This is a genomic window from Colwellia sp. PAMC 20917, from assembly GCF_001767295.1.
GTDB lineage: Bacteria > Pseudomonadota > Gammaproteobacteria > Enterobacterales > Alteromonadaceae > Colwellia_A.
The window spans coordinates 2,015,991-2,038,108 of record NZ_CP014944.1 but is presented as its reverse complement, the minus strand read 5'-3'; the positions used below and the strand labels follow the sequence as shown (position 1 = coordinate 2,038,108).

The following is a 22,118-nucleotide window of genomic DNA, read 5'->3' as shown; positions in this document are numbered from 1 at the left end:
ATAGTTTTGTTGTTGTTACTTTATCGGTTCAACAACCAAAGAGATATTTTCTTTACAAACAATAGTGGCGTGACTACCTTCTTGTAACTCTGAACCGTCGCTCAGTGCTGTCCAAGTAGTGCCTTGAAATTCTACGCGACCAGCATGAGTGCCTGGTCCAATTTTTTCTATAACCGTTACTTCTTTTCCATATATGTCTAGTTCTTCATAAATATTTTCAACGGTATATTCACCACTGAAAAACCGCTCAGTGACAAAATAAAGTACAAATAGTAAAAAAGAAGCAAGAATAAACCAAGTCGTTAAAGTTAGAGTCCAAGTATCGAGTAATTGTTGTTGTACACCAATAGCGACTAATAATGAGGCAATACCTAAATTTAAGAGGATACCACCGGGAACAAAAATTTCTGCGCAAGCAAATAATATGGCTAGAACAATCCATGTTTCAAAGTAAAGTATGTATTCCACCGCTAACTCCTTGTTATTAATACTTCAATAGATTAACAGGTTAAAAAAATATAGATACTGTTGTTATATTATTATGAAGAGGTAAAATTTATGATCACTTATGTAAAAATAAAGTTAGCAAGCTCGACATATTATGTCAAGTTTGTTATTGAATTATATTTTCTAGTTAAGTCTAGGTTATCGGGTAACTTCCCCACGTTAGTCTGGCCCTGATACTCTCTAATATCCTTGTCTCAAACATTGATATGCAGGGGAGTATTAATAAGATGAATGCGTGGATACCTAGCAGTAATAGATGTTGCTTTACTTTTTACATCCGTGTGAGCACGGCATACCCTTCATCCTGAACATCGCCATTCTTACACATCCATGTGATCACGGCATACCGTTCATCCTGAACATCGCCATTCTTTCACATCCATGTGATCACGGCATACCGTTCATCCTGAACATCGCCATTTTTTCACATCCATGTGATCATGGCATACCGTTCATCCTGAACATCGCCATTCTTTCACATCCATGTGATCATGGCATACCGTTCATCCTGAACATCGCCATTCTTTCACATCCATGTGATCATGGCATACCGTTCATCCTGAACATATAAAGCCCGTTAATTTTCATTAACGGGCTTTATTTTTATATTGTTATTAAATACTAGAAGCTTGGTAGTGTACCAGCAGGTATTAATTGATTTAATTCACCATCAGCAATAATATCCGAGGCTTGTGCAATATCGGGTGCAAAGTATCTATCTTTATCATAAAAGCTTACTTCTTGACGTAAAATAGCTTTGGCTAATTCAACTTTTTCAGCACCTTTAAGAGGAGCTCTAAAGTCTAAACCTTGCGCGGCAGCTAAATACTCTACGGCCAAGACACCATTGGTGTTTTCTGCCATATCAGCTAAACGACGACCAGCAAAGCAAGCCATCGATACGTGATCTTCTTGGTTAGCAGACGTTGGTAAACTGTCAACAGAAGCCGGGTGAGCTAACGATTTATTTTCTGATGCTAAAGCTGCTGAGGTCACCTGAGCTATCATAAAACCTGAGTTAACACCGCCGTTATCTACAAGAAAGGGAGGAAGTTTACTTAAATTTGCATCAATCAATAGTGCCATTCTACGTTCAGACAACGAACCTATTTCGGCAATGGCGAGGGCTAAATTATCAGCGGCCATAGCGACAGGTTCAGCGTGGAAATTACCTGCCGAGATAAAATCACCTTCATTGGCAAAAACCAATGGATTATCAGTTACTCCATTGGCTTCGATATGAAGCACTTCAGCGGCCTGACGAATTTGCGTTAAACAGGCACCCATCACTTGTGGCTGACAACGTAATGAATAAGGGTCTTGTACTTTTTCACAATCAACATGAGAGCCACCAATTTCAGAGTTTGTATCTAAAACATAACGGTAAGCGGTTGCTGCATCTATTTGGCCTATTTGGCCACGTACTTGGTGAACGCGATCGTCAAAAGGAGCACGTGAACCTAATGCTGCTTCAACAGACATTGAGCCAATAACCACAGCAGCAGCAAATAAATCTTCAGCGTGAAATAAACCTTCCAAAGAAAAAGCCGTAGATGCTTGTGTACCGTTAAGAAGCGCTAAACCTTCTTTAGCGGCAAGTGTTATTGGTTCAAGACCTGCAATTTTTAAACCTTCAAGGGCGGTAATGACTTCACCGTCATGCGACATTTCACCTTCACCTAGTAAAGGTAAAACCATATGTGAAAGTGGCGCTAAATCGCCAGATGCGCCAACTGAACCTTTTTTGGGTACACAAGGATAGACTTCAGCATTAAGCAGAGTGATTAAGGCTTGGATGACTTTTAAACGTATGCCTGAAAAGCCACGTGACAATGAATTGATTTTTAATACCATCATTAAGCGTACTGTGGCATCTTCCATGTATTCGCCAAAACCTGCTGAGTGAGAAAGTACGATAGAGCGTTGTAATAATTCTAGCTCTTCTGTCTTTATGCGTGTGCTGGCTAATAAGCCAAAGCCGGTATTAATACCATAAACGACACGGTTTTCACGGATAACTTGTTGTACCGCTTCAGCACTTTGATGAATCGCATCAAAGGCACTCTCGTCAAGGCTATATTGAATCCCTTCGTATTTAACGACGTTGCGTAATTGCGCTAGGGTTAATTGCCCTGGAATAATGTTTAATGTGCTTATATCTGACATGTATTTCTCGTTAATTCTAATTAATTCGTTAAATGAGTTTTCTTTAATGTGGCTGCATTAAGTCATTACATCAGCCACGAAGAAAAAGTTACTTACCGTTAGCGCCTTCAATCATAGGTAAATCAAGGCCTTGCTCTATTGCACAATCAACGGCTATATCGTAACCCGCATCGGCATGACGCATAACACCTGTCGCAGGGTCGTTCCATAAAACGCGGCCAATACGCTGAGCTGCTTCGTCAGTTCCGTCAGCAACAATAACCACACCTGAATGTTGGCTAAAGCCCATACCAACACCACCTCCGTGATGTATGCTTACCCAAGTAGCACCACCAGATGTTGAAAGTAGGGCATTAAGTAATGGCCAATCAGAAACAGCATCTGAGCCATCTAACATACTTTCAGTTTCACGATTCGGTGAAGCAACTGAGCCTGAATCTAAATGATCTCGACCGATAACAACGGGGGCAGATAATTCGCCAGTTTTAACCATTTCGTTAAAGGCTAACGCTAAACGCGCACGGTCTTTTAAACCGACCCAACAAATACGTGCCGGTAGACCTTGAAAGTCGATACGCTCACGAGCCATATCCAACCAATTGTGTAAATGAGGATTATCGGGGATCAATTCTTTAACTTTTGCATCTGTTTTATAGATATCTTCTGGATCGCCAGACAATGCTACCCAGCGGAAAGGACCTATGCCCTCACAAAATAAGGGACGAACATAAGCAGGTACAAAGCCGGGGAAGTCAAAAGCATTTTTCACCCCTTCATCTAAAGCCATTTGACGAATGTTGTTACCATAATCTGTTGTTGCAGAACCTGCCGCTTGTAAGTCGAGCATGGCTTGTACTTGTACTGCCATTGATTTTTTCGCCGCTTTTACTACAAAAGCTTCGTCTTTTAAGCGCATTTCTGCTGCGTATTCCATGGTCCAACCTTGTGGAAGGTAGCCATTTAATGGATCATGTGCTGATGTTTGATCTGTGGTTACATCGGGTGTGATACCACGCTTTACTAATTCAGGAAAAACGTCAGCGGCGTTACCTAATAAGCCAACAGATATCGCTTCACCTCTAGCACAGGCTTCGTTGATCATGATTAAAGCTTCATCTAACGTTTTTGCTTTTTTGTCTACATAACGAGTTTTGATACGAAAGTCGATTCGGGTTTCATCACATTCAACCACTAATGCTGAAAAACCAGCCATAGTTGCTGCGAGAGGTTGTGCACCACCCATACCGCCTAACCCACCAGTAAGTACCCACTTACCTTTAGCGCTTCCGCCAAAGTGTTGCTTAGCCATCGCGACAAAAGTTTCATAAGTACCTTGCACAATACCTTGTGAGCCAATGTAAATCCAAGAGCCTGCAGTCATTTGGCCATACATCATCAAGCCTTTTTTATCGAGCTCGTTGAAGTGTTCCCAATTCCCCCAGTTTGGCACTAGGTTTGAATTAGCAATTAAAACACGTGGCGCATTCGAGTGGGTTTTAAATACACCAACCGGCTTGCCTGATTGCACCATTAATGTTTCGTCATCTTCTAAACGATTTAATACTTCAATAATTTTGTCATAGCAAGCCCAGTTGCGTGCGGCACGGCCGATCCCGCCGTAGACCACTAATGATTGTGGGTGTTCAGCAACTTCAGGGTCAAGGTTATTCATTAACATGCGTTTAGCCGCTTCGGTTAACCAACTTTTTGCGGTGATTTTATTACCACGATCTGCTCTGATCACTCGGCTTGTATCTAATCTTGGGTCTATTGAGGTATTTTCGATAGTCATGATATTTTCCTAACTATGGGTTGTAAAAAGGATGATTATTTATTTAGAACTTTAAGTGACTGCCTAAACGATACTTATTACCCGGAGAGGTTAAGGTCGCTAAACTGACTACTCCTTTACTTGACCAAGTACGACGTTTCACTTGTAAGCAAGGCATTGATTCTTTTATATGTAGTAATTGGCAAATATAGGCTTCTGCTAATACAGCTTCTATTTCGTGTGTTGCTTCTGTTAATGGTGCTTCACTTGATAAATATTCGTGAGGCGTTATTTGCGTGAAGTCTTGCTGTAAATAATTTTTTACTAAGTCACTATTAACAAAACGTTGTTCGAGTTGAATCGGTTGATCATTTTCAAAATGCAGTACTTCAGAATAAAAAACTGACACACTATTAATTGAATTAGTTTTTAAGTTAAGTAAAATAGCGATTTCTTCGTTAACAGCAACCGCTTTCAAGGTCAGCTGTTTAGCGTGATGTCGATGACCTCGCTCTTGAATTTCATCAGCGATATTGCGAATTTCTAATAACGAAGACTGTGACTTAAACGTTGCAACAAAAGTGCCCGAACCTTGCGAACGGATCAGTAGTCCTTGCTCGGTAAGTTCTTGTAAAGCACGTCTTGCTGTCATACGACTTACTGAAAATTGATCAGCGAGTTCATTTTCAGAAGGGACTTTTGCATGTTGCTGCCATTCGCCAGATTCAATTTTTTGGCAAATATGCTGCTTTATTACGGTAAATTTTGCTGTTTTTACTTTAGTCATGTTAATTCGCTAGGTTTATTGTTTATAAGACTGTTGTCGTCTCAACGCTACAACTTGTATATACAATCTCACTTATTAGTGCCCATGTCAATAGTTGTATATACAAGCTTGCTTGTCTATTCTCTATCGCGTAAAGTAGCGTTATTAGTAATCAAACACTACGCTTTTGATACCGCCACCTTTTGATATAAACGCTGGTTAAAAGTTTAGCGTTTAAATCACCTTTTGGATCTATTATGACGATTAATTCTTCTGCTTGGCACACTCTCTTCATTAATGTAAATCTAGCGACTATGACTGATGGCGCTAATAGCTATGGTGCGATTGAAAATGGTGCTTTAGCAATAAGTGGAAGTAAAATTGCTTGGTTAGGTGCTGAAACTTCTTTACCCCCATATGATGAAAAATCAGTACGGGTTATTGATGGAAAAGGCAAATGGTTAACGCCCGGACTCGTTGATTGTCATACTCATATCGTTTATGGCGGTAACCGAGCCAATGAATTTGAAATGCGCTTACTCGGTAAAAGTTATCAAGAAATTGCTAATGCTGGCGGAGGCATAGTCTCAACAGTATCTGCAACACGTAAAGCCAGTGAAAGTGAATTATTAGCCAATGCCTTACCCAGGTTAACTGCATTACATCAACAAGGTGTGACCAGTATTGAAATTAAATCGGGTTATGGTCTTGATACAGAAAACGAAATTAAAATGCTTAAAGTAGCAGGGCAGTTAGCTGAAAAGCTGCCGGTTACTATAAAGCGGACTTTCCTTGGCGCTCATGCTTTACCTGTTGAATACAAAGATAATCCTGATGAATATGTCGACTTAGTTTGTGATGAAATGATACCTATCATTGCCGAAGGTAAATTAGCCGATGCGGTTGATGTTTTTTGCGAAAGTATTGGTTTTAGTTTAGTACAAACAGAACGTGTCTTTGCTGCCGCTCAAAAGCATCATCTACCGATAAAAGTTCACGCTGAGCAATTATCAAATTTAGGCGCTACCGCATTAGCAGCAAAATATAATGCGCTTTCATCTGATCATATCGAATTTTTAGATGAAGCCGGTATTAAAGCCATGAAAGCTGCAGACATGACTGCAGTATTGTTACCCGGAGCCTTTTATTTTCTTCGTGAAACACAATTACCACCCATGGAATTATTACGCAAGTATCAAGTGCCAATGGCGATTGCGACCGATGCAAACCCCGGTTCATCACCCATTCATAATATTCAACTGATGCTTAATATGGCATGCACATTCTTTCGATTAACACCGGCAGAAGCACTAGCTGGTGTTACTTGTTATGGTGCTAAAGCACTAGGTTTAGCGAATAAAGGTCAGCTTGCGCTTGGCTTTGATGCAGATATTGCTTTGTGGAATATAGAGCAACCGGCGGAACTTTGTTATCAGTTTGGCGTAAACCCACTGAGTGAATTATTTGTGGCGGGTAATAAAGCCATTTAATTTAATTAAATGGGCTTATATTCAGGTGATAATTTCTTCTGTGATAAGCCTAGTTAAAAACACCCTATACAAACTTCACTATATTGCTTAGTCTTAATATATACCCGTTCTACTTCAATACGCAGGTTCGTCTGATGGTGTTTAGCGATAAACCCCGTTTGGCATTGCAATAATTGATCTAATTTCCTAGTTAAACTCATCAATCGTATAGGTTTGTTGTCATTAGGTAAAAGGCTTTATATGAAACACTTTCGCTCGACACGCTTCTCGTTCACTGGTTTTTTGATGGTAGTGTTAAGCTTGTTTTTATTTTCGAGTACGGCACAAGCCGCTTCTTTTTCTTTTACTGAATTTAATATTGCCTTTGTGTTGGGGTTAATGTTTCCTGTTATATTAATCATCGCCTTAGTTAAGCCCTTAAAAAATATTCGTCTTCGTTACCCCTTACTGATTTCTCTGAGTGTTTTATTGATGCTTTATGCCTTGGCTTATCCAAAAAGCCATCAAAGTGAATTGATACTTTCATCAGCGATGATTTTTTCTTCGGTGTTATTTTTTTGGCTACGAAGCACTTATTCTCAATCGGCTGAAAAAGTAAATTATGTCATCAATTTTATTGTCGTCGCAACAGCGCTATCTTTTGTTTTTAGTTTATGGTTTTTACCCAATATTGATGGTTATTTAGCTTGGCTGGCGGCAAGTTTACTCGTGCTTGCATGTGCTGGCGTTGCGGTGCTTTCATCAAAAAAAATCAAAGAGCCTAGTAATGTGAGATTAACGGCACAGTGGTGTATACACCTTTGTTTCGTGGTTATTCTTTTCGCGTGGTTAAATGCTTTTATCAGTCTAGTTTGGTTAGTATCGGCAATCGTTATTTCCTATCTAGCCGCTTTGGTCAATGGTTGTTGGTATTTAGTGCAAGCCATTCGCGTCGAACTTAATAATAGCGATGATATTAGTAAAAAAATATTAACAGCATATTCGTTAGACCCAGCAACAAATTTACCCTGTTATCAGCAAGCTTTGGAAAAATTAGACCATGTTATAAAGCAGCAGCCTAAGCGTCGCTTGGTGAGTATTGTTTTTAAGCCAGTAAATTTTCAAGCAGTTAACACCGTTTTAGGTCACCATAATTCTGATATTTTATTATTACAATTAGCGTATTGTTTACAGAAGAAAGTCGCTGAAAATATTTTATTGGTTAACTTTTCAGATGAACAAACACCGATAAAAATCGCTCGGCTTCAAGGGTTACACTTTTTAGTCGTGCTAGACTTGAGTACTGACAACTACCCTGACCATACTAAAGTTGATCAACTTTGCCGTGAGCTTATGGCTGCTGTACCCAGTGCAATGAGTTTCAAAAGTTTTTCTCTTAATTTTGAATTGGCTTTTGGTGCAGCTTATATAGGGGAATACAGTAATAGTGTCAGTGAGGTTATTTCATTTGCTGAAGATGCTTTGCTCGTTTCAGAAAAAAATCAACAGGTTGTTAGTTACTTTGACCACAATAGTGCACTTTATACCGAACAACAATTACAGCGTATGGAGCAATTAAAACAAGATATAGCCGATGAAAAATTACATTGGTATTTACAACCACAAATAGGTTTAGCGAATAAAAAAGTTGTCGGCTTTCACATGGAGGTGCATTGGTATAACGATGATAAAGCACCGCGTGGACTCAACCAATTTGTTGACATTGCCGAGCATAGTGGCGATATCTATCTATTAACAAAGCAGATGATTATTGAAGCATGTAAGGCCATTGCTCAATTAGAAAAGGTAGGCTTTGAAAGGCCAGTAACCATTACCTTTGCTAGTAAAGAGTTACTTGAACCGGCATTAATTGACTACATTGTTTTACAAGCTAAAGAATATAGTATTAATACAAATTCTTTAATTATCGAGTTTAAAGAAGCGCTAATTTTATCTGCTAGCCAAAGAGCAAAAGCGATTATTGATCAGCTGAAATCTTTAAATATAAAGATCGCGATAGGGGATTTTTCAGGCAGCTATGAGTCATTACGATACTTACGAAAGCTGAGTATCCACCAAGTAAAAATTAATTGTGGCTTGTTGGGTAATCGTGAGAATGATATTGAGAGTGGTAGCTCAGATAAGGCTATTATTAATGCGCTCATCAATTTAACCCGAGCAATGAAACTACCCCTTATAGGCACCTCAATTAATAATAGTAATATTGAACAAGCATTTATATCAATGGGCGGGGAATATGCAGAGGGTCGATATTTAAGTCGTGGGGTTGTTTTTGATGAAATTGAAATTTGGACTAAGCGTTGGCTTGAACAATATCCACATAGTGCACCAGCTAAGTAAGCCCAATTTAAGTTAGTGGGCGTAACTTACTGAATGTAAAGTCTAGATGATTTATTCAATGTCTAACGGCTCTGGTGACAGAATAATACCGGTATTGTCAGCATAAATGTGATCTTCAGGTAGAAATGTTACTCCAGCAAAGTTTATTGCTAAATCACTTTCGCCAATATCTTGGTCGCTAGCACCAACAGGAATCGAGACTAAGCCTTGAATGCCTAAATCGAGCTCTTCTATTGCATCTACGTCACGGACACTCCCATAACAAACAATTCCTTCCCAAGCATTGTTAGCGGCCTGTTCAGCAATGTTAAAATCAATCAGTGCCCTACGTGTTGAGCCACCACCATCAATAACAAGGACTTTTCCTCGTCCATCTGTCGCTACAATTTGTGCTATTAAACCATTATTTTCAAAGCACTTAATGGTAACAACTTGACCACCAAAAGAGCTGCGCCCGCCATAATTACAAAAGATAGGATCAACAACATCAATTAGGTCGGCATAAATATTACAAAGCTCTGAGGTGTTGTATTCCATGATTCTTCCTTAATGCTATGATTGAATGCTTATATCCATGCTACTAAATTTTCGCTCACAGCAACAGTAAATATAAAGTGGGAAAATTTTAATCAATTGGCGCTTAGTATAGCTTGATGTACAAACCTTGTGTGAAATATATTCAATGGTAAATAACCGTATAATCAGCAAATAATAATAGTGACTGTCTTGTATTGCTAAGCAAAAGAATATTTAATGGATGCTGGCAACTTAATAGAGAATATAACATGCTAGGTGAGAAAGACGTTTATCACGGTCTATTATTTTCTGTCGAAGCCCTAGTTTTTGGCTTACTTGCTATATTTTTTTTGCTGTATTCTCGGGGAATAGGCCGACAGTATGTTACCTACTGGGCGGTAAGCCTATTTTCTTTAAGTGCCCATCAACTTTGTCTTGCCATTGAAACCCAACTTAACGACCTCAGTGTTATCGCCTTAGAGAAAGTTCTTCTTACAGTAGGTATTCAAGTTAGTTTTTACTTTCATCTCTGCGCACTTTTACTCGGTATTTATAGTGCAGTTTCAAAACAAATTATTTCTAAAAAAATCACTAATAGCATCTTTATACTCAGTGCTCTGTTCGCACTAACGGCAACTTTACTCTATGGGTTTGAGGTTAACGAAGTTTATAACCGCTTTTACCTGCGAGAGAGTTTACCTGCATTTGTGATGGGCTGTGGTTTATTACTAACGGCCTTTTATTTATATAACTTGCCGAAAAAGTATTTTTCTGCACATATTCTTATTGTTTATAGTCTTATTATGGGAGGCAGGTATGTTTTGTTTTCCTTTCTTTCTATTGTACTTATCAATGAGTATTGGTTTAGGCCATTAGCGGAAGTATTGATTTATTTTGATTTGGGTGCCTTTACTTTATTAGCATTTACTCTGCTTATTTGGATGCAAGGGGCAGAGCGAAGTATTGCGACCTCTGCGATGAATAAGGCTCAATATTTAGGTAAGCACGATTCATTAACGGGGGCGTTAAACAGACAACAAGTCATGGAAAAACTACCTTTAATCATCGAAAAAACCGCCAGTAACCAACAAAACTTAGCGGTTTTTTTATTAGATATTAAAGGCTTTAAATTTGTCAATGATACCTACGGGCTTAAGGTTGGGGATGCTATTTTAGGTGAAATAGCGCGTAGACTTGATGAAAGTATATTTTTACCCCAGGTAGTTGGACGATTAAGCGGTGATTCTTTTGTTTTTATTATTGATGGTGTTGACGAAAAGCAACAAGCCGCTGCAATAGAACATTTACACGGCTTAATAAGTCGGGCGTACCATATCAAACAGCATAAAGTATTATTACAATGCTCTGTTGGTTATTGTTTATATCCTGAGGATGGGGGGTTAGCTGAAGATTTATTGCAAAAAGCTAATTTAGCCTTAGCGCAAGCTGAAAGCCAAAATGTGGCGACGGTCAAATATAAAACGGGAATGCAATCGCATGGTCGAAGATTACTTGCCATGGAAAAAGAAATTCGCGATGGTTTTGAAAACAATGAATTTGTACTCTATTTTCAACCACAACTTAACTTATTAAATAATCGCATAGAAGGCTTCGAAGCGCTTGTTCGCTGGCAACACCAAGAACGTGGTTTATTACAACCAGCAAGTTTTTTACCTGATATTGAATCGCTTAACTTACTTAGTGACCTAGACAGTTATGTGCTTGAACGGGCATGTCAAACTATTGCACGTTTGCAAAAAGCATATCATCGTCGAGTGACTATTGCGGTTAATATTACCGCTGTTGAATTTCAAGATCCAAAATTGATTGAAAATATCCAAGCCTTACTTTTTAAGTATCAAATTACACCAAGATGCTTAGATTTAGAAATTACCGAAAATGTTGTGATGACAGAAATAGCAACAGCAATGAATACCATTGTTATTTTGCAGAACATGGGCATAAAAGTTTCAATTGATGATTTTGGTACAGGGTATTCCTCATTGGCATACTTGCGTAAACTGCCTATCGACAAAATTAAAATTGATCGGAGTTTTATTGAAGAAGTCGCAAGTAATGATTCAGATTTAACGATTGTTAAATCTATGGTTGAGCTTTCTCATGGTTTAGGTAAACGTGTTTTAGCCGAGGGAGTTGAAACAGAAGAACAACTAAGGGTATTACGCAACATTGGCTGTGATGCAGTTCAAGGATATTACATCAGTAAGCCTATACCCGAAGAAGCATTGAAAAAATACTTTTCCCGATAATTATCATCTTATTATTTCATATAAAAAAACCTATAAATTTGTTTCAAATTTTAATTTTCTACCTATACTAAAAATATCAATCTATTAATGTTTTTAGGATCTCCTTTATGCTAATCAAGCACAAGCTTATTGCTAACACCGGAATTTTGGTTTTATCAATGGTCTTTATGTTGGGCTTACTTAATTTTACTATGTCGTCTTTGGAAACTGATATAAAAATTGCTCGAGAAATTGGCAATATCCAAACCGAAATTTTACAGTTGCGTCGTAATGAAAAAGATTTTTTAGCCAGAAAAGATATCAAGTATTTTGAGGCGTTTAATGAAAAGTATGCTGAGCTTATAAGAAATATTAGTTCACTTGAGCAAGCTTACGAAACGATAGGCGAAGACCTTCCTGAATTAAATAAGCTTCGCGCCGTGCTAAATGATTATCAAGGGTACTTTAAAGACTTAGTTGATGCACAAAAAGATCTTGGTTTATCTTCAACCGACGGTCTATACGGCTCATTAAGATCTGCTGTTCATGTAGTTGAAGAGTCGATTGGTAATAGTGACTATAAATTGCTGAGCAATATGCTACAACTTAGACGCGATGAGAAAGACTTTATGTTACGTCTCGATGAGAAATACGTCGACCGTTGGAATAATAATGCCAGTTCTTTTGTTCAAGACATTAACGTAAGCGATTTATCCAGTGATACTAAATCACAAGCTATTAATAATATGTCTCTCTATGAACAAGCCTTTACAGACTTTGTTGCCGGACAAAAACGGCTTGGTTTCACTGCTAAAGAAGGTCTAAAAGGTGATATGCGCAATGCTGTTCATCAAGTGGATGAAATTTTAGATAAACTTGTTTTACTGAGTAAAAATGGGGTTGTTGATCACACCAAATTTGTTGACTTGGTTGCCTACAGTGTCTTTTTTAGCATATTAATTATTGCCATCAGTTTTGCCTTTTTTGTCAGTAGAAGTATTTTACTAAGCATAAATCAGCTAAACGAGACTATGAAAAAAGTAGCTGATACTCAGGACTTATCGTTGACCGTATCGACTCACAGTGATGATGAACTCGGCGAAATGGCCACTATTTTTAATAATATGCTGGGTAAGTTCAGAAACTTAATAACGGCCGTTAATCTTTCTGTTGATACTGTGCACGAAGCAACAGATAGTTTATCAAAAAACATTCACCTTGCTAATACCGGGGTTGACTCACAAATTCAACAAACGGATATGGTCGCCACCGCAGTGACTCAAATGGTTGCGACAGTTGATGAAATTGCTAATAATACCAATGCCGCTGCGAGTAAAGCTGAAGCAACCAATAATAATGCGATTAGTGGTAAAGAAGTGGTTGAGCAAACTATTGCGAAAATTGATGAGCTTTCTGAAAAGCTAAGGGAGTCAGAAAATATAGTGCACGAACTTGCTAAAGATAGCGATACTATTGGTTCAGTATTAGATGTTATTCGAGGCATAGCGGAGCAAACAAACTTGCTGGCGTTAAATGCGGCTATCGAAGCAGCCAGGGCGGGTGAACAAGGGCGTGGTTTTGCTGTAGTTGCTGATGAAGTTAGAACGTTAGCCAGTCGGACTCAAGATTCGACACAAGAAATTGAAACGATTATTAGTTCATTACAAGGACGAACCAAAGAAATCGTTTCTCATATGGCTATTTGTCGAACACAAGGTCAAGACAGCGCAAACCAAGCAAGTTCAGCGGGTAAAATGCTAGAAGAAATAACCCATGATGTTTCAACCATCATGGAAATGAATACAGCTATCGCATCAGCCATTCAAGAGCAAAGTACGGTCGCTTCTGAAGTTAATCAACATGTGGTTGAGATAAGAGACGTCGCCGAGCAAGCCGGGCTAATATCTCATCAAAATGCACAAATGAGTGAAGAGTTATCTCAGCAGGCGGCAGTGTTGAATAATGAAGTGAGTCAGTTTAAAGTTTAGAAATATACTTTTCTCTTGAAGATACCGAACAGGTATTTTCAAGAGAAAACGTTACCTCTGTCTAGTTATTACTAGGCAGAATTCGCTTAAATAAAAACCATCTTGATTGATCGTGCTAACTCGTTTTATTTCACCTCAACAAAACTAATTGACGCTTCTCTATTTTGGCTTGTGGTTAAACTTGAACAATAGCTTTGCCAATTAATGTCGTAATTTTCAAAGAGATTTTTGAATGTTTGGTCAGTGTAAATAGCGCTGTGCTTGTCATCAAATACTAAGCGGTGGCCATGCTTACCTAGCGGTTCAATATCAGTTAATAGCACGTCTTTTTTATGAAACACTTCTGGTATTTTAACGCCATTTTTAGCTTTCGTTTCTACGGGAGAAAATACTCTTAGGTATTCAAAGGAGAAACTAAGTTGAAGGTTACTATCAAAATTAAGGGTTAATTTATTTTGCTTGCGATCAAGGGTAAACTGAATGATTTTCATTAATTCCTGCGCTTATATTGACTAAAAGAGTAGGAAGTTAACTTCCTACTCTTTTCTTTCTATAGAATAAAACGGCTTAAATCTTCATTTTTAACTAATTCAGAAATAGTGTCATCTACGTATTTTTGATCAATTATAATAACTTCCCCAGCACGCTTATCAGCATTAAATGATAGGTCTTCGATTAAACGTTCCATCATAGTATGTAAGCGTCTTGCGCCAATGTTTTCTGTACTTTCATTAACTTGCCATGCGGCATTAGCGATTGCCTGAATGCCATCTTCACTAAAAGAAACATGCACACCTTCAGTTGCCAACAAAGCAATATACTGTTCAGTTAATGATGCGTTTGGCTCAGTCAAAATTCTAACAAAATCATGGGTAGTTAGCGCTTGTAACTCAACACGAATTGGTAATCGACCTTGCAATTCAGGGATCAAATCAGATGGTTTTGCCATCTGGAATGCGCCTGAAGCAATAAATAAAATATGGTCTGTTTTAATCATGCCATGCTTAGTGCTTACTGTTGAACCCTCAATCAGTGGTAGTAAGTCTCGTTGTACCCCTTCTCGAGAAACATCAGGACCTGAGCTATCACCACGCTTACAAATCTTGTCAATTTCATCGATAAAAACGATGCCATTTTGCTCTACCGCATAAATAGCCTTTTCTTTGATATCGTCATTGTTAACAATTTTGGCGGCTTCTTCTTCTTGCAACGCTTTAAAAGCATCTTTAATTTTTAATTTACGCTTACTGGTTTTTTCATTAGACATGCCCTGAAACATATTTTGCAGCTGCGAAGTCATCTCTTCCATACCAGGAGGTGCCATTATTTCAACACCCATTTGTGGGGCAGCTAAATCTAATTCTATTTCTTTATCGTCAAGTTGACCTTCACGAAATTTTTTGCGAAAAGCTTGACGAGTACTGCTATTATCAGTCGCTCCATCAGCGCCAAAACCGTCTCGTGGCGGCGGTAATAATATATCTAAAATTCGTTCTTCAGCGGCTTCTTCTGCGATATGTTTTACCCTAGCCATTTCTTGCTCTTTGGTCATCTTTATTGCCATATCAGCCAAGTCACGAATGATCGTTTCGACTTCTTTGCCAACATAGCCGACTTCGGTAAATTTAGTTGCTTCAACTTTAATAAAAGGAGCGTTGGCAAGCTTGGCCAGACGCCTTGCTATTTCTGTTTTACCAACCCCTGTTGGACCAATCATTAGAATGTTTTTAGGGGTAACTTCGGTGCGTAACTCTTCGTTCAACTGCATTCTGCGCCAGCGATTTCTTAAGGCGATGGCTACAGCACGTTTGGCATCACTTTGACCAATAATGTGGCTGTCTAATTCACTGACTATTTCACGTGGTGTCATATTCGACATGATAATTCCTTAAGCATTTTACTTATTTGATACACTTACTAAGCGAGACGAAAGTCGAGATTTATAGCTCGTCAATCGTATGTTGATGATTGGTGAATACACAAATGTCGCCAGCGATTTTTAATGACTTTTCAACAATTTCGATCGCAGAAAGCTCGGTATTCTCTAACAGTGCAGTTGCTGCTGACTGTGCAAAGTTACCACCACTCCCGATAGCAATTAAGTCATTTTCTGGTTGTATAACATCACCATTGCCGGTGATGATTAATGAAGCTGTTTCGTCTGCAACAGCAAGTAAAGCCTCTAATTTTCTTAAGGCGCGGTCACTTCGCCAATCTTTAGCAAGCTCAACAGCGGCTTTAGTTAAATGGCCTTGGTGTTGTTCAAGTTTACTTTCAAAGCGCTCAAATAAAGTAAAAGCATCAGCAGTGCCGCCAGCAAAACCAGCAAGGACCTTGCCGTTATATAAACGACGAACTTTGCGAGCATTACCTTTCATTACGGTATTTCCAAGTGATACTTGACCATCACCACCAATTGCTACTTTGCCATTACGTCTTACGGATACGATAGTTGTCACAATTAACCTCAAATATTTATTTATATCTATGAAGAATAGATAAGGCTAATTATGACTTTTTCAAGGAGGGAGCTAGATAAATGTGTCTATTATGTCAATCGGACTAATTTATTTTCATTAATCCGTTGGATTTTATTTCCAAAGCCAAATTTGGCAGCCATTAACATTATTACTTTTTAGCTTATGTTTGTCTTTTTCTGCTTCACGTTTACGCTCATAAGGACCTAAAAACACTTTGTAATAAATACCGTTTTTACCTTTAGATTCACTTATTTGAGCCGTTAAGCCAGTAAAGGCTATATTGGCTTTTAATACTTCGGCTTGTCTCATCGTTCTAAACGACGCGCACTGCATCTTATACGGCCCTTTATCCTTAACTTCATATTTACCCACTTCAACTTCTTTACTCTTTAGGTTGTCAACATATGCCCATATCTCTTTTGGTGGAGCGGGTAATGCTTTTTCTTTCACAGCTTGTGGGGCTTCTTTGACTATTTTTACCGGAGAAACTGGCGGTTTATTGTCTTTTATCGACCATAATCCATAAATAAAACCACCGATCAATAACATGACTAAAAAGAGTGAAAGCTTAAACTTTAAGGTGAAGGTTGGTTTAGGTGCTACCTTACCTTTATAGGGACTTTTCTTTTTGTTTTGTGCGCGGGAAACGTAATCTTGATGAGCCATGAAATAATAATATACCGGTAAACGTCGGGTAATTCTAACCAACTGGTAAGGAAATGACACTAGTTTAAAAAGAAAATTGTAACAGAAGACCTATTACTTAAAATTACCAACTTAAATCAAGTGGATCAACATCGACTGTCCAGCGTACTTTTTTCTGCCATTCATTCTGAGAAATAGCGTTAATCAGCTGATAAATAGCAAGATGAAGTTGCTTGCGTGATTTAGCTTGTACAATTAAATGATAGCGATATTTACCCGCTTTTTTCTCCATCGCAGCTGGCACTGGACCGGCAAATTGGCAGCCATCAAAAGTGAATTCGGTTAATGCACTGAGAAATTTTTCAGGATAAGAAGGATAGTTAGCTTCTGCGCGAAAAAGTGCTTGATAACTAAACGGCGGTAATAAGGCCTGTTTGCGCTCAGTTAACGCATATTTAGCAAAGTGTGGGTAACCGTTGTTGACTAAATCTTGCAGTAATGGATGCTCAGGGAAGTTGGTTTGTACTAAAACTTTACCGGGCTTACTTTCTCGACCTGCACGGCCAGCAACCTGCACTAATAATTGTGCCATGTGCTCGGCGGCACGAAAGTCAAAACTAAATAGTGCGCCATCAACGTCTAACACCGCAACCAGTGTTACATCAGGGAAGTGATGTCCCTTTGCTAACATTTGTGTGCCAATCAGTAACTGATGTTTTTTATCACTGACTTCCTGTAATAATTTTGCCAATTCACCTTTTTTACGAGTACTGTCGCGATCGATTCTTACGGTACTATAGTCGGCAAAAAGTTCGCCGATGCGCTCTTCTAATTGTTCTGTACCTTGCCCCATGGGTTTAATACGGACACTTCCGCAACTAGGACACTGGTATGGGATACGCTTTTGACTACTACAGTGGTGACAAATTAATAATTTTTTCCCTTGGTGCAAAGTATAAGGTTTATTGCAACGCTGACAATCGGCTACCCAGTGACACTCTTGACAATTAATCGCTGGCGCATAACCACGGCGATTTAAAAATATTAAGGCTTGTTCACCGCGTTTAAGTGTTGTTTCAATCGCCTTTTTCAGTGTACCTGATAAGCCATGTTCCATTTGCTGTTGGGCAACATTAATAAGACTGATTTTGGCTTGAGTACTTTGACCGGGTCTTTTAGTTAATTGATGATATTGATATTTACCCGACAATGCATTTTGTAGCGTTTCTAAACTAGGCGTGGCACTACCGAGTACAATGGGAATATTTAACTGACCCGCGCGTAAAATAGCAATGTCGCGCGCGTGATAACGAAAACTGTCTTGTTGCTTAAAAGAGCCATCGTGCTCTTCATCAACAATAATTAAACCTAAATGATGTAGTGGAGCAAAAACGGCTGAACGCGTGCCAATAATTATTGCGGCGGTGCCCCGTTGTGCAGCCAGCCAAGTTTGTAAACGTTCTTTGTCGTTTAATCCTGAGTGGTGCAAGCAAATAGGTAAATTAAAGCGTTGTTCAAACCGACTGAGCATTTGTGGTGTTAAACCAATTTCAGGCACTAATACCAGTACTTGTTTATTGGCGGCGAGAGTTTTTTCCATCGCTTGTAAATAAACTTCGGTTTTACCACTACCGGTGACACCGTCTACTAAATGACAAGAAAACTGATCAAAGGACGCTTTTACCGCAGAAACAATAACCGCTTGTTCAACGGTTAAGGTTAGCTTTTCATTTTCAGCTAAAGCGTCTTGGTGATAGACAAAGGTTTCAGCTTTTTGTTGTCTTTCTTCAATTAACTTTTTCTTTTCAAGTGTATTTAATTGTGCTTTTGTATAGCCTAATGTTCTAATTTCTGCCCAAGTTAGCCCCGGGTGGGTTTTAATGACATTATGCAGTTCGGCTTGTTTGGGCGCTCGCTTAACTATTTTTTCTAATAGCAACTTTTCTTCACTGTCTTGCTCAAGCAAGAAACAATGCCAAGTAGTCGCTAAATCAATAGTAGGTTGCTCAACTTGACGAAGCAACACGGGAAGCGCCAGTTGTAAGACGTCTCCAATAGGGTGATGATAATAATCAGCACAGCGCAGTAAAAACTTTAACAGCGCGGGAGGAAAACGAAAGTTGTCATTGACTAAGCCAATAATCGGCTTAAGTTTTTTGTCGTCAATATCACAGACTTCACTGGCACTTATAATAATACCAATAACTTCTCTATGACTAAAAGGCACGATCACCCGTGCGCCTATTTGAATCTCGTCATTACTGATGGTTTTTGGGACGATATAAGTAAATAACTGACGCATAGGTACAGGAATAGCGACTTGAATATAACTAACCTGCATAACGAGTACTTTTTTGACGATAATTAAGCTTATTCTGCCGACTTGTTGTTAATATGCCAAGTACGATTTTATAGAAAGTTTAACTTTAATCACCTTAACTGATTAATTGTTCATTTTTTAGCAATTAGTGTCATTAGGCTATTGCTAAGCATCTGTCGATGATTTAAAATTCGCCTCCATTATTTTTAACTCGTATGGTGCTTAGCAGCAATAATGACTGACTAAGTGGCGATACGGCCTTATACAGAGGTTTCTATGAAAGACGGTATTCATCCTAATTATGTTGAGTTCAAGGCAACTTGTTCTTGCGGTAACATCATCGTAACTCGTTCTACAGCGAAAAAAGATATTCACTTAGACGTATGTTCAGCTTGTCACCCATTTTACACGGGCAAACAAAAAGCTGCTGAGACCGGTGGTCGTGTTGATAAATTCAACAAACGTTTTGGTGCACTTAGCAGCAAGTAATTTTGCGCTAAAATCAAAATGTAAAAAAAAGCGTCGCAAGACGCTTTTTTTATGCCTAAAAATCCATTGAAATACCATTGAGCTTTGCTACGTTCTCAAAAAAGATAATATTTTTCGCTTTTCTTTAAACCCTTTTCATCAATACTGTATCTTACTTTATAACGACACCATTATTGAGAGTTAACCTTTGGATAACCCGAAAGTTATTTACATTAAAAACTGCGCTGAACCGCCGACCACTATTGCTGAAAACCTTGCAAAAGAACGTGCGATTATTAGTCGAGCACAGCAGGGTGATCAGCAGGCTTTTTATCAACTCTATCAGCAGTATCATCGTAAAGTTTATGCTATTTGCTGGCGCATGCTTGCAGATAAAGATAGTGCCGAGGATGTTTGCCAAGAGGTTTTTGTACAACTATGGCAAAAGATAGCTAATTTTCGTGGTGAAAGTAAATTTTCTACTTGGTTACACAGTGTCACCAACAATATTGTACTTGGACACTTGCGCAAACATAAAAATTGGTTGCAACGTATCTTTAGTATAGAAGATCAGACCATGGCAGATATTGCCGTAGAAATGCCAGATAGCGCGGGTCTAACCGAATTAGATAAACATATCGCTCGTTTACCTGAAAGAGCTCGCTTAGTTTTTGTGTTGTTCGCGGTTGAAGGTTACCGCCATGAAGAAATTGCAAATATGCTCGGCATGGCAATAGGTACTAGTAAAGCGCAATACCACAGAGCTAGAAATTTATTAATGGAGTGGATCGAGATATGAATAAGTTATTATCAGAGCAAGCTTTACAAAAAGCACTGGCAAAATTACCTGATGAAATGACACCACAACGTGATTTATGGGCTGGTATTGAACGGGCAATTGAAGTTAAAACACAAGACAACCCCGTCTTTGTATCACCGGTAAAAAAAGTGTTTATGCCTACAGCATGGGCGGCATCTTTAGTGCTTGCAGTATTGGCTACTTGGCTTTCTTTTTCGCCTCAATTTTCAGAACAGCCATTGGATTTAGCGCAACAAAATAACTCACCCCTGACCTTAGTAACCGCGATGCAAGAAAATTTTAAGCACACCAAGCAATCTATGTTGATTAGCTTTGGCCAGCCTAAAATATCGGCACTGCCAAAAGAAATTCAACAAGAGCTAATAAACCTGAGCTCAGCACAAGCTACGATTGAAAAGGCCCTAAATGAAGACCCAAGTAATAATGATTTACTTAATTTATTACGTTGGACCCAAAAACAAGAATTAGATCTATTAAGCCAACTATACAGCCCTAAATGGCAAAGTATTTAAAGATAACACTATATAGAGGTAGTTATGAGAGTTTTCCAAAAAGTTATTACGATGATGTTATTTTCAGCCACTTGTTCAAGTTTTGCTGGTGAGCAGATAGACAAGTCATTACTGGTCAGTGATGTTAGTAGTGTAAACATTGAGAATTTACGCGGTAATATTACGGTTATTGGTTGGGACAAAAACACTATTTCGATAAAGGGAGAATTGGAAGACGACGCCGAAGGTTTAGTCTTTAAGCAACAAGGCTCACGTGTGAAAATTAAGGTTGAGCTTGAAAATCATAGCAACAACTTCTGGGGTAACAATGCTAAAGGTTCTGTATTAACGATTCATATGCCTAAAAACATTCGAGTCAGTTTTGAGGGGATTGCCAGTGATATTAATTTTGAGAACTTGCATGCCAGCGCCGAAGCAAAAACCGTAAGTGGTAACATCAAAGCGGTAAATTTGAGTGAACGTATTGAATTAATTTCAGTTAGTGGTGATATTAACAGCAGCAAATTATCAGGAAAAGTGAGTTTGTCGAGTGTTAGCGGTAATATTAAAGATCGTCAGTCACGTGGGCGTTTAAGTTTACGCGTGGTCAGTGGTGAAATTGACGCACAATCAACAGCAAAAGAAGTGACGATTGAAAATGTCAGTGGCGATATTAACGTAGGATTAAATGAGACTGACGAACTTACCGTTGCAAATGTCAGTGGCGATCTTTCAGCAAGGTTATCGTTAAATGATGGTGGTGTCGTTAAGATGTCGAGTGTTAGTGGCGGTTTATCGTTAAAGCTACAGAAAAATGTTCAAGCGAGCTTCCGGTTATCAGCCAGTGCTGGTGGTGAAATCACTAATAAAATTACCACGCAAAAATCAAATAAAGCTAAGTATGGACCAAGCTCAAAATTAGACTTTGAAACCGGTAGTGCCAACGCGAACGTACGTGTAAATACGGTAAATGGCAATATTAGCGTCAGCAATTAATTTTTATGACTCTGGCATTGAAAATAGAACGAGTTAGGGCGCTTTCTGGCTCGTATTTATATTCTGTTTCAAAGTAAATTCTGCTAACCTACCAAAAGTTTTAAT

The 22,118-nt window shown here is 38.7% G+C and carries 18 protein-coding genes; 8 read left to right on the top strand and 10 right to left on the bottom strand.

Going from position 1 to position 22,118, the window contains the following annotated elements; translation table 11 throughout:
* Positions 1-15: 15 nt before the first annotated feature.
* The 4 genes from A3Q34_RS08760 to hutC form a co-directional block, all read right to left on the bottom strand.
* Entirely contained in the window at positions 16-468 is a 453-nt protein-coding gene (locus tag A3Q34_RS08760; RefSeq protein WP_070375013.1) for an NfeD family protein, read from the bottom strand.
* Between the two features lie 660 nt (positions 469-1,128).
* Positions 1,129-2,673 carry a histidine ammonia-lyase gene (gene hutH, locus A3Q34_RS08755; protein WP_070375012.1) on the bottom strand — a complete coding sequence of 515 codons (1,545 nt, stop codon included), beginning with the start codon at positions 2,671-2,673 and terminating at the stop codon, positions 1,129-1,131.
* A gap of 88 nt (positions 2,674-2,761) precedes the next feature.
* Entirely contained in the window at positions 2,762-4,444 is a 1,683-nt protein-coding gene (gene hutU, locus A3Q34_RS08750; protein WP_197517693.1) for a urocanate hydratase, read from the bottom strand.
* Positions 4,445-4,508: 64 nt separating this feature from the next.
* Positions 4,509-5,231 (bottom strand): histidine utilization repressor, encoded by a 723-nt coding sequence (gene hutC, locus A3Q34_RS08745; protein WP_070375010.1) that lies wholly within the window; start codon positions 5,229-5,231, stop codon positions 4,509-4,511.
* 236 nt (positions 5,232-5,467) lie between these two features.
* On the opposite strand from hutC, the gene hutI reads away from it, so the two are divergent.
* Both hutI and A3Q34_RS08735 read left to right on the top strand, forming a co-directional pair.
* Positions 5,468-6,700, top strand: coding sequence for an imidazolonepropionase (gene hutI, locus A3Q34_RS08740; RefSeq protein WP_070375009.1), 1,233 nt, complete (start codon positions 5,468-5,470; stop codon positions 6,698-6,700).
* 240 nt (positions 6,701-6,940) lie between these two features.
* On the top strand, positions 6,941-9,040 hold the full coding sequence (locus A3Q34_RS08735) for an EAL domain-containing protein (RefSeq protein ID WP_083277952.1): 2,100 nt from the start codon (positions 6,941-6,943) through the stop codon (positions 9,038-9,040).
* 51 nt (positions 9,041-9,091) lie between these two features.
* On the opposite strand, the gene rraA is transcribed toward A3Q34_RS08735, so the two are convergent.
* Positions 9,092-9,577: a ribonuclease E activity regulator RraA gene (gene rraA / locus A3Q34_RS08730; protein ID WP_070375007.1), complete on the bottom strand. Its 486-nt coding sequence runs from the start codon at positions 9,575-9,577 to the stop codon at positions 9,092-9,094.
* 248 nt (positions 9,578-9,825) lie between these two features.
* Here rraA and A3Q34_RS08725 point away from each other — a divergent pair, with 248 nt between their 5' ends.
* Both A3Q34_RS08725 and A3Q34_RS08720 read left to right on the top strand, forming a co-directional pair.
* Positions 9,826-11,826: a putative bifunctional diguanylate cyclase/phosphodiesterase gene (locus tag A3Q34_RS08725; RefSeq protein WP_070375006.1), complete on the top strand. Its 2,001-nt coding sequence runs from the start codon at positions 9,826-9,828 to the stop codon at positions 11,824-11,826.
* A 107-nt stretch (positions 11,827-11,933) separates the two neighbouring features.
* Positions 11,934-13,793, top strand: coding sequence for a methyl-accepting chemotaxis protein (locus A3Q34_RS08720; RefSeq protein ID WP_070375005.1), 1,860 nt, complete (start codon positions 11,934-11,936; stop codon positions 13,791-13,793).
* Between the two features lie 125 nt (positions 13,794-13,918).
* Here A3Q34_RS08720 and A3Q34_RS08715 read toward each other — a convergent pair whose 3' ends face one another.
* The 5 genes from A3Q34_RS08715 to priA form a co-directional block, all read right to left on the bottom strand.
* On the bottom strand, positions 13,919-14,284 hold the full coding sequence (locus tag A3Q34_RS08715) for a gamma-butyrobetaine hydroxylase-like domain-containing protein (RefSeq protein ID WP_070375004.1): 366 nt from the start codon (positions 14,282-14,284) through the stop codon (positions 13,919-13,921).
* 59 nt (positions 14,285-14,343) lie between these two features.
* On the bottom strand, positions 14,344-15,672 hold the full coding sequence (gene hslU, locus A3Q34_RS08710) for an HslU--HslV peptidase ATPase subunit (RefSeq protein WP_070375003.1): 1,329 nt from the start codon (positions 15,670-15,672) through the stop codon (positions 14,344-14,346).
* 61 nt (positions 15,673-15,733) lie between these two features.
* Positions 15,734-16,252 (bottom strand): ATP-dependent protease subunit HslV, encoded by a 519-nt coding sequence (gene hslV / locus A3Q34_RS08705; protein WP_070375002.1) that lies wholly within the window; start codon positions 16,250-16,252, stop codon positions 15,734-15,736.
* Between the two features lie 132 nt (positions 16,253-16,384).
* Positions 16,385-16,939, bottom strand: a complete 555-nt coding sequence (locus tag A3Q34_RS08700; protein WP_070375001.1) for an SPOR domain-containing protein — start codon at positions 16,937-16,939, stop codon at positions 16,385-16,387.
* A 103-nt stretch (positions 16,940-17,042) separates the two neighbouring features.
* The gene (gene priA, locus A3Q34_RS08695; protein ID WP_070375000.1) at positions 17,043-19,259 is read right to left on the bottom strand and encodes a primosomal protein N'; all 2,217 of its coding nucleotides are present in this window, start codon (positions 19,257-19,259) and stop codon (positions 17,043-17,045) included.
* Positions 19,260-19,514: 255 nt separating this feature from the next.
* Here priA and rpmE point away from each other — a divergent pair, with 255 nt between their 5' ends.
* From rpmE to A3Q34_RS08675, 4 genes are all read left to right on the top strand, one after another.
* Entirely contained in the window at positions 19,515-19,727 is a 213-nt protein-coding gene (gene rpmE, locus A3Q34_RS08690) for a 50S ribosomal protein L31 (RefSeq protein WP_070374999.1), read from the top strand.
* Between the two features lie 241 nt (positions 19,728-19,968).
* On the top strand, positions 19,969-20,505 hold the full coding sequence (locus tag A3Q34_RS08685) for an RNA polymerase sigma factor (protein WP_083278149.1): 537 nt from the start codon (positions 19,969-19,971) through the stop codon (positions 20,503-20,505).
* Positions 20,502-21,038 carry a hypothetical protein gene (locus A3Q34_RS08680; RefSeq protein ID WP_070374998.1) on the top strand — a complete coding sequence of 179 codons (537 nt, stop codon included), beginning with the start codon at positions 20,502-20,504 and terminating at the stop codon, positions 21,036-21,038. The genes A3Q34_RS08685 and A3Q34_RS08680 overlap by 4 nt, the downstream gene beginning before the upstream one ends.
* Positions 21,039-21,062: 24 nt before the next feature.
* Entirely contained in the window at positions 21,063-22,013 is a 951-nt protein-coding gene (locus A3Q34_RS08675; RefSeq protein ID WP_083277951.1) for a DUF4097 family beta strand repeat-containing protein, read from the top strand.
* Positions 22,014-22,118: the final 105 nt, after the last annotated feature.

Coding starts and splice junctions, on each gene's coding strand:
- rpmE (WP_070374999.1), top strand. CDS start 19,515: ATGAAAGACGGTATTCATCCTAATTATGTTGAGTTCAAGGCAACTTGT.
- A3Q34_RS08680 (WP_070374998.1), top strand. CDS start 20,502: ATGAATAAGTTATTATCAGAGCAAGCTTTACAAAAAGCACTGGCAAAA.
- hslU (WP_070375003.1), bottom strand. CDS start 15,672: ATGTCGAATATGACACCACGTGAAATAGTCAGTGAATTAGACAGCCAC.
- hutH (WP_070375012.1), bottom strand. CDS start 2,673: ATGTCAGATATAAGCACATTAAACATTATTCCAGGGCAATTAACCCTA.
- hutC (WP_070375010.1), bottom strand. CDS start 5,231: ATGACTAAAGTAAAAACAGCAAAATTTACCGTAATAAAGCAGCATATT.
- hutI (WP_070375009.1), top strand. CDS start 5,468: ATGACGATTAATTCTTCTGCTTGGCACACTCTCTTCATTAATGTAAAT.
- A3Q34_RS08725 (WP_070375006.1), top strand. CDS start 9,826: ATGCTAGGTGAGAAAGACGTTTATCACGGTCTATTATTTTCTGTCGAA.
- rraA (WP_070375007.1), bottom strand. CDS start 9,577: ATGGAATACAACACCTCAGAGCTTTGTAATATTTATGCCGACCTAATT.
- A3Q34_RS08720 (WP_070375005.1), top strand. CDS start 11,934: ATGCTAATCAAGCACAAGCTTATTGCTAACACCGGAATTTTGGTTTTA.
- priA (WP_070375000.1), bottom strand. CDS start 19,259: ATGCAGGTTAGTTATATTCAAGTCGCTATTCCTGTACCTATGCGTCAG.
- A3Q34_RS08700 (WP_070375001.1), bottom strand. CDS start 16,939: ATGGCTCATCAAGATTACGTTTCCCGCGCACAAAACAAAAAGAAAAGT.
- A3Q34_RS08675 (WP_083277951.1), top strand. CDS start 21,063: ATGAGAGTTTTCCAAAAAGTTATTACGATGATGTTATTTTCAGCCACT.
- A3Q34_RS08715 (WP_070375004.1), bottom strand. CDS start 14,284: ATGAAAATCATTCAGTTTACCCTTGATCGCAAGCAAAATAAATTAACC.
- A3Q34_RS08735 (WP_083277952.1), top strand. CDS start 6,941: ATGAAACACTTTCGCTCGACACGCTTCTCGTTCACTGGTTTTTTGATG.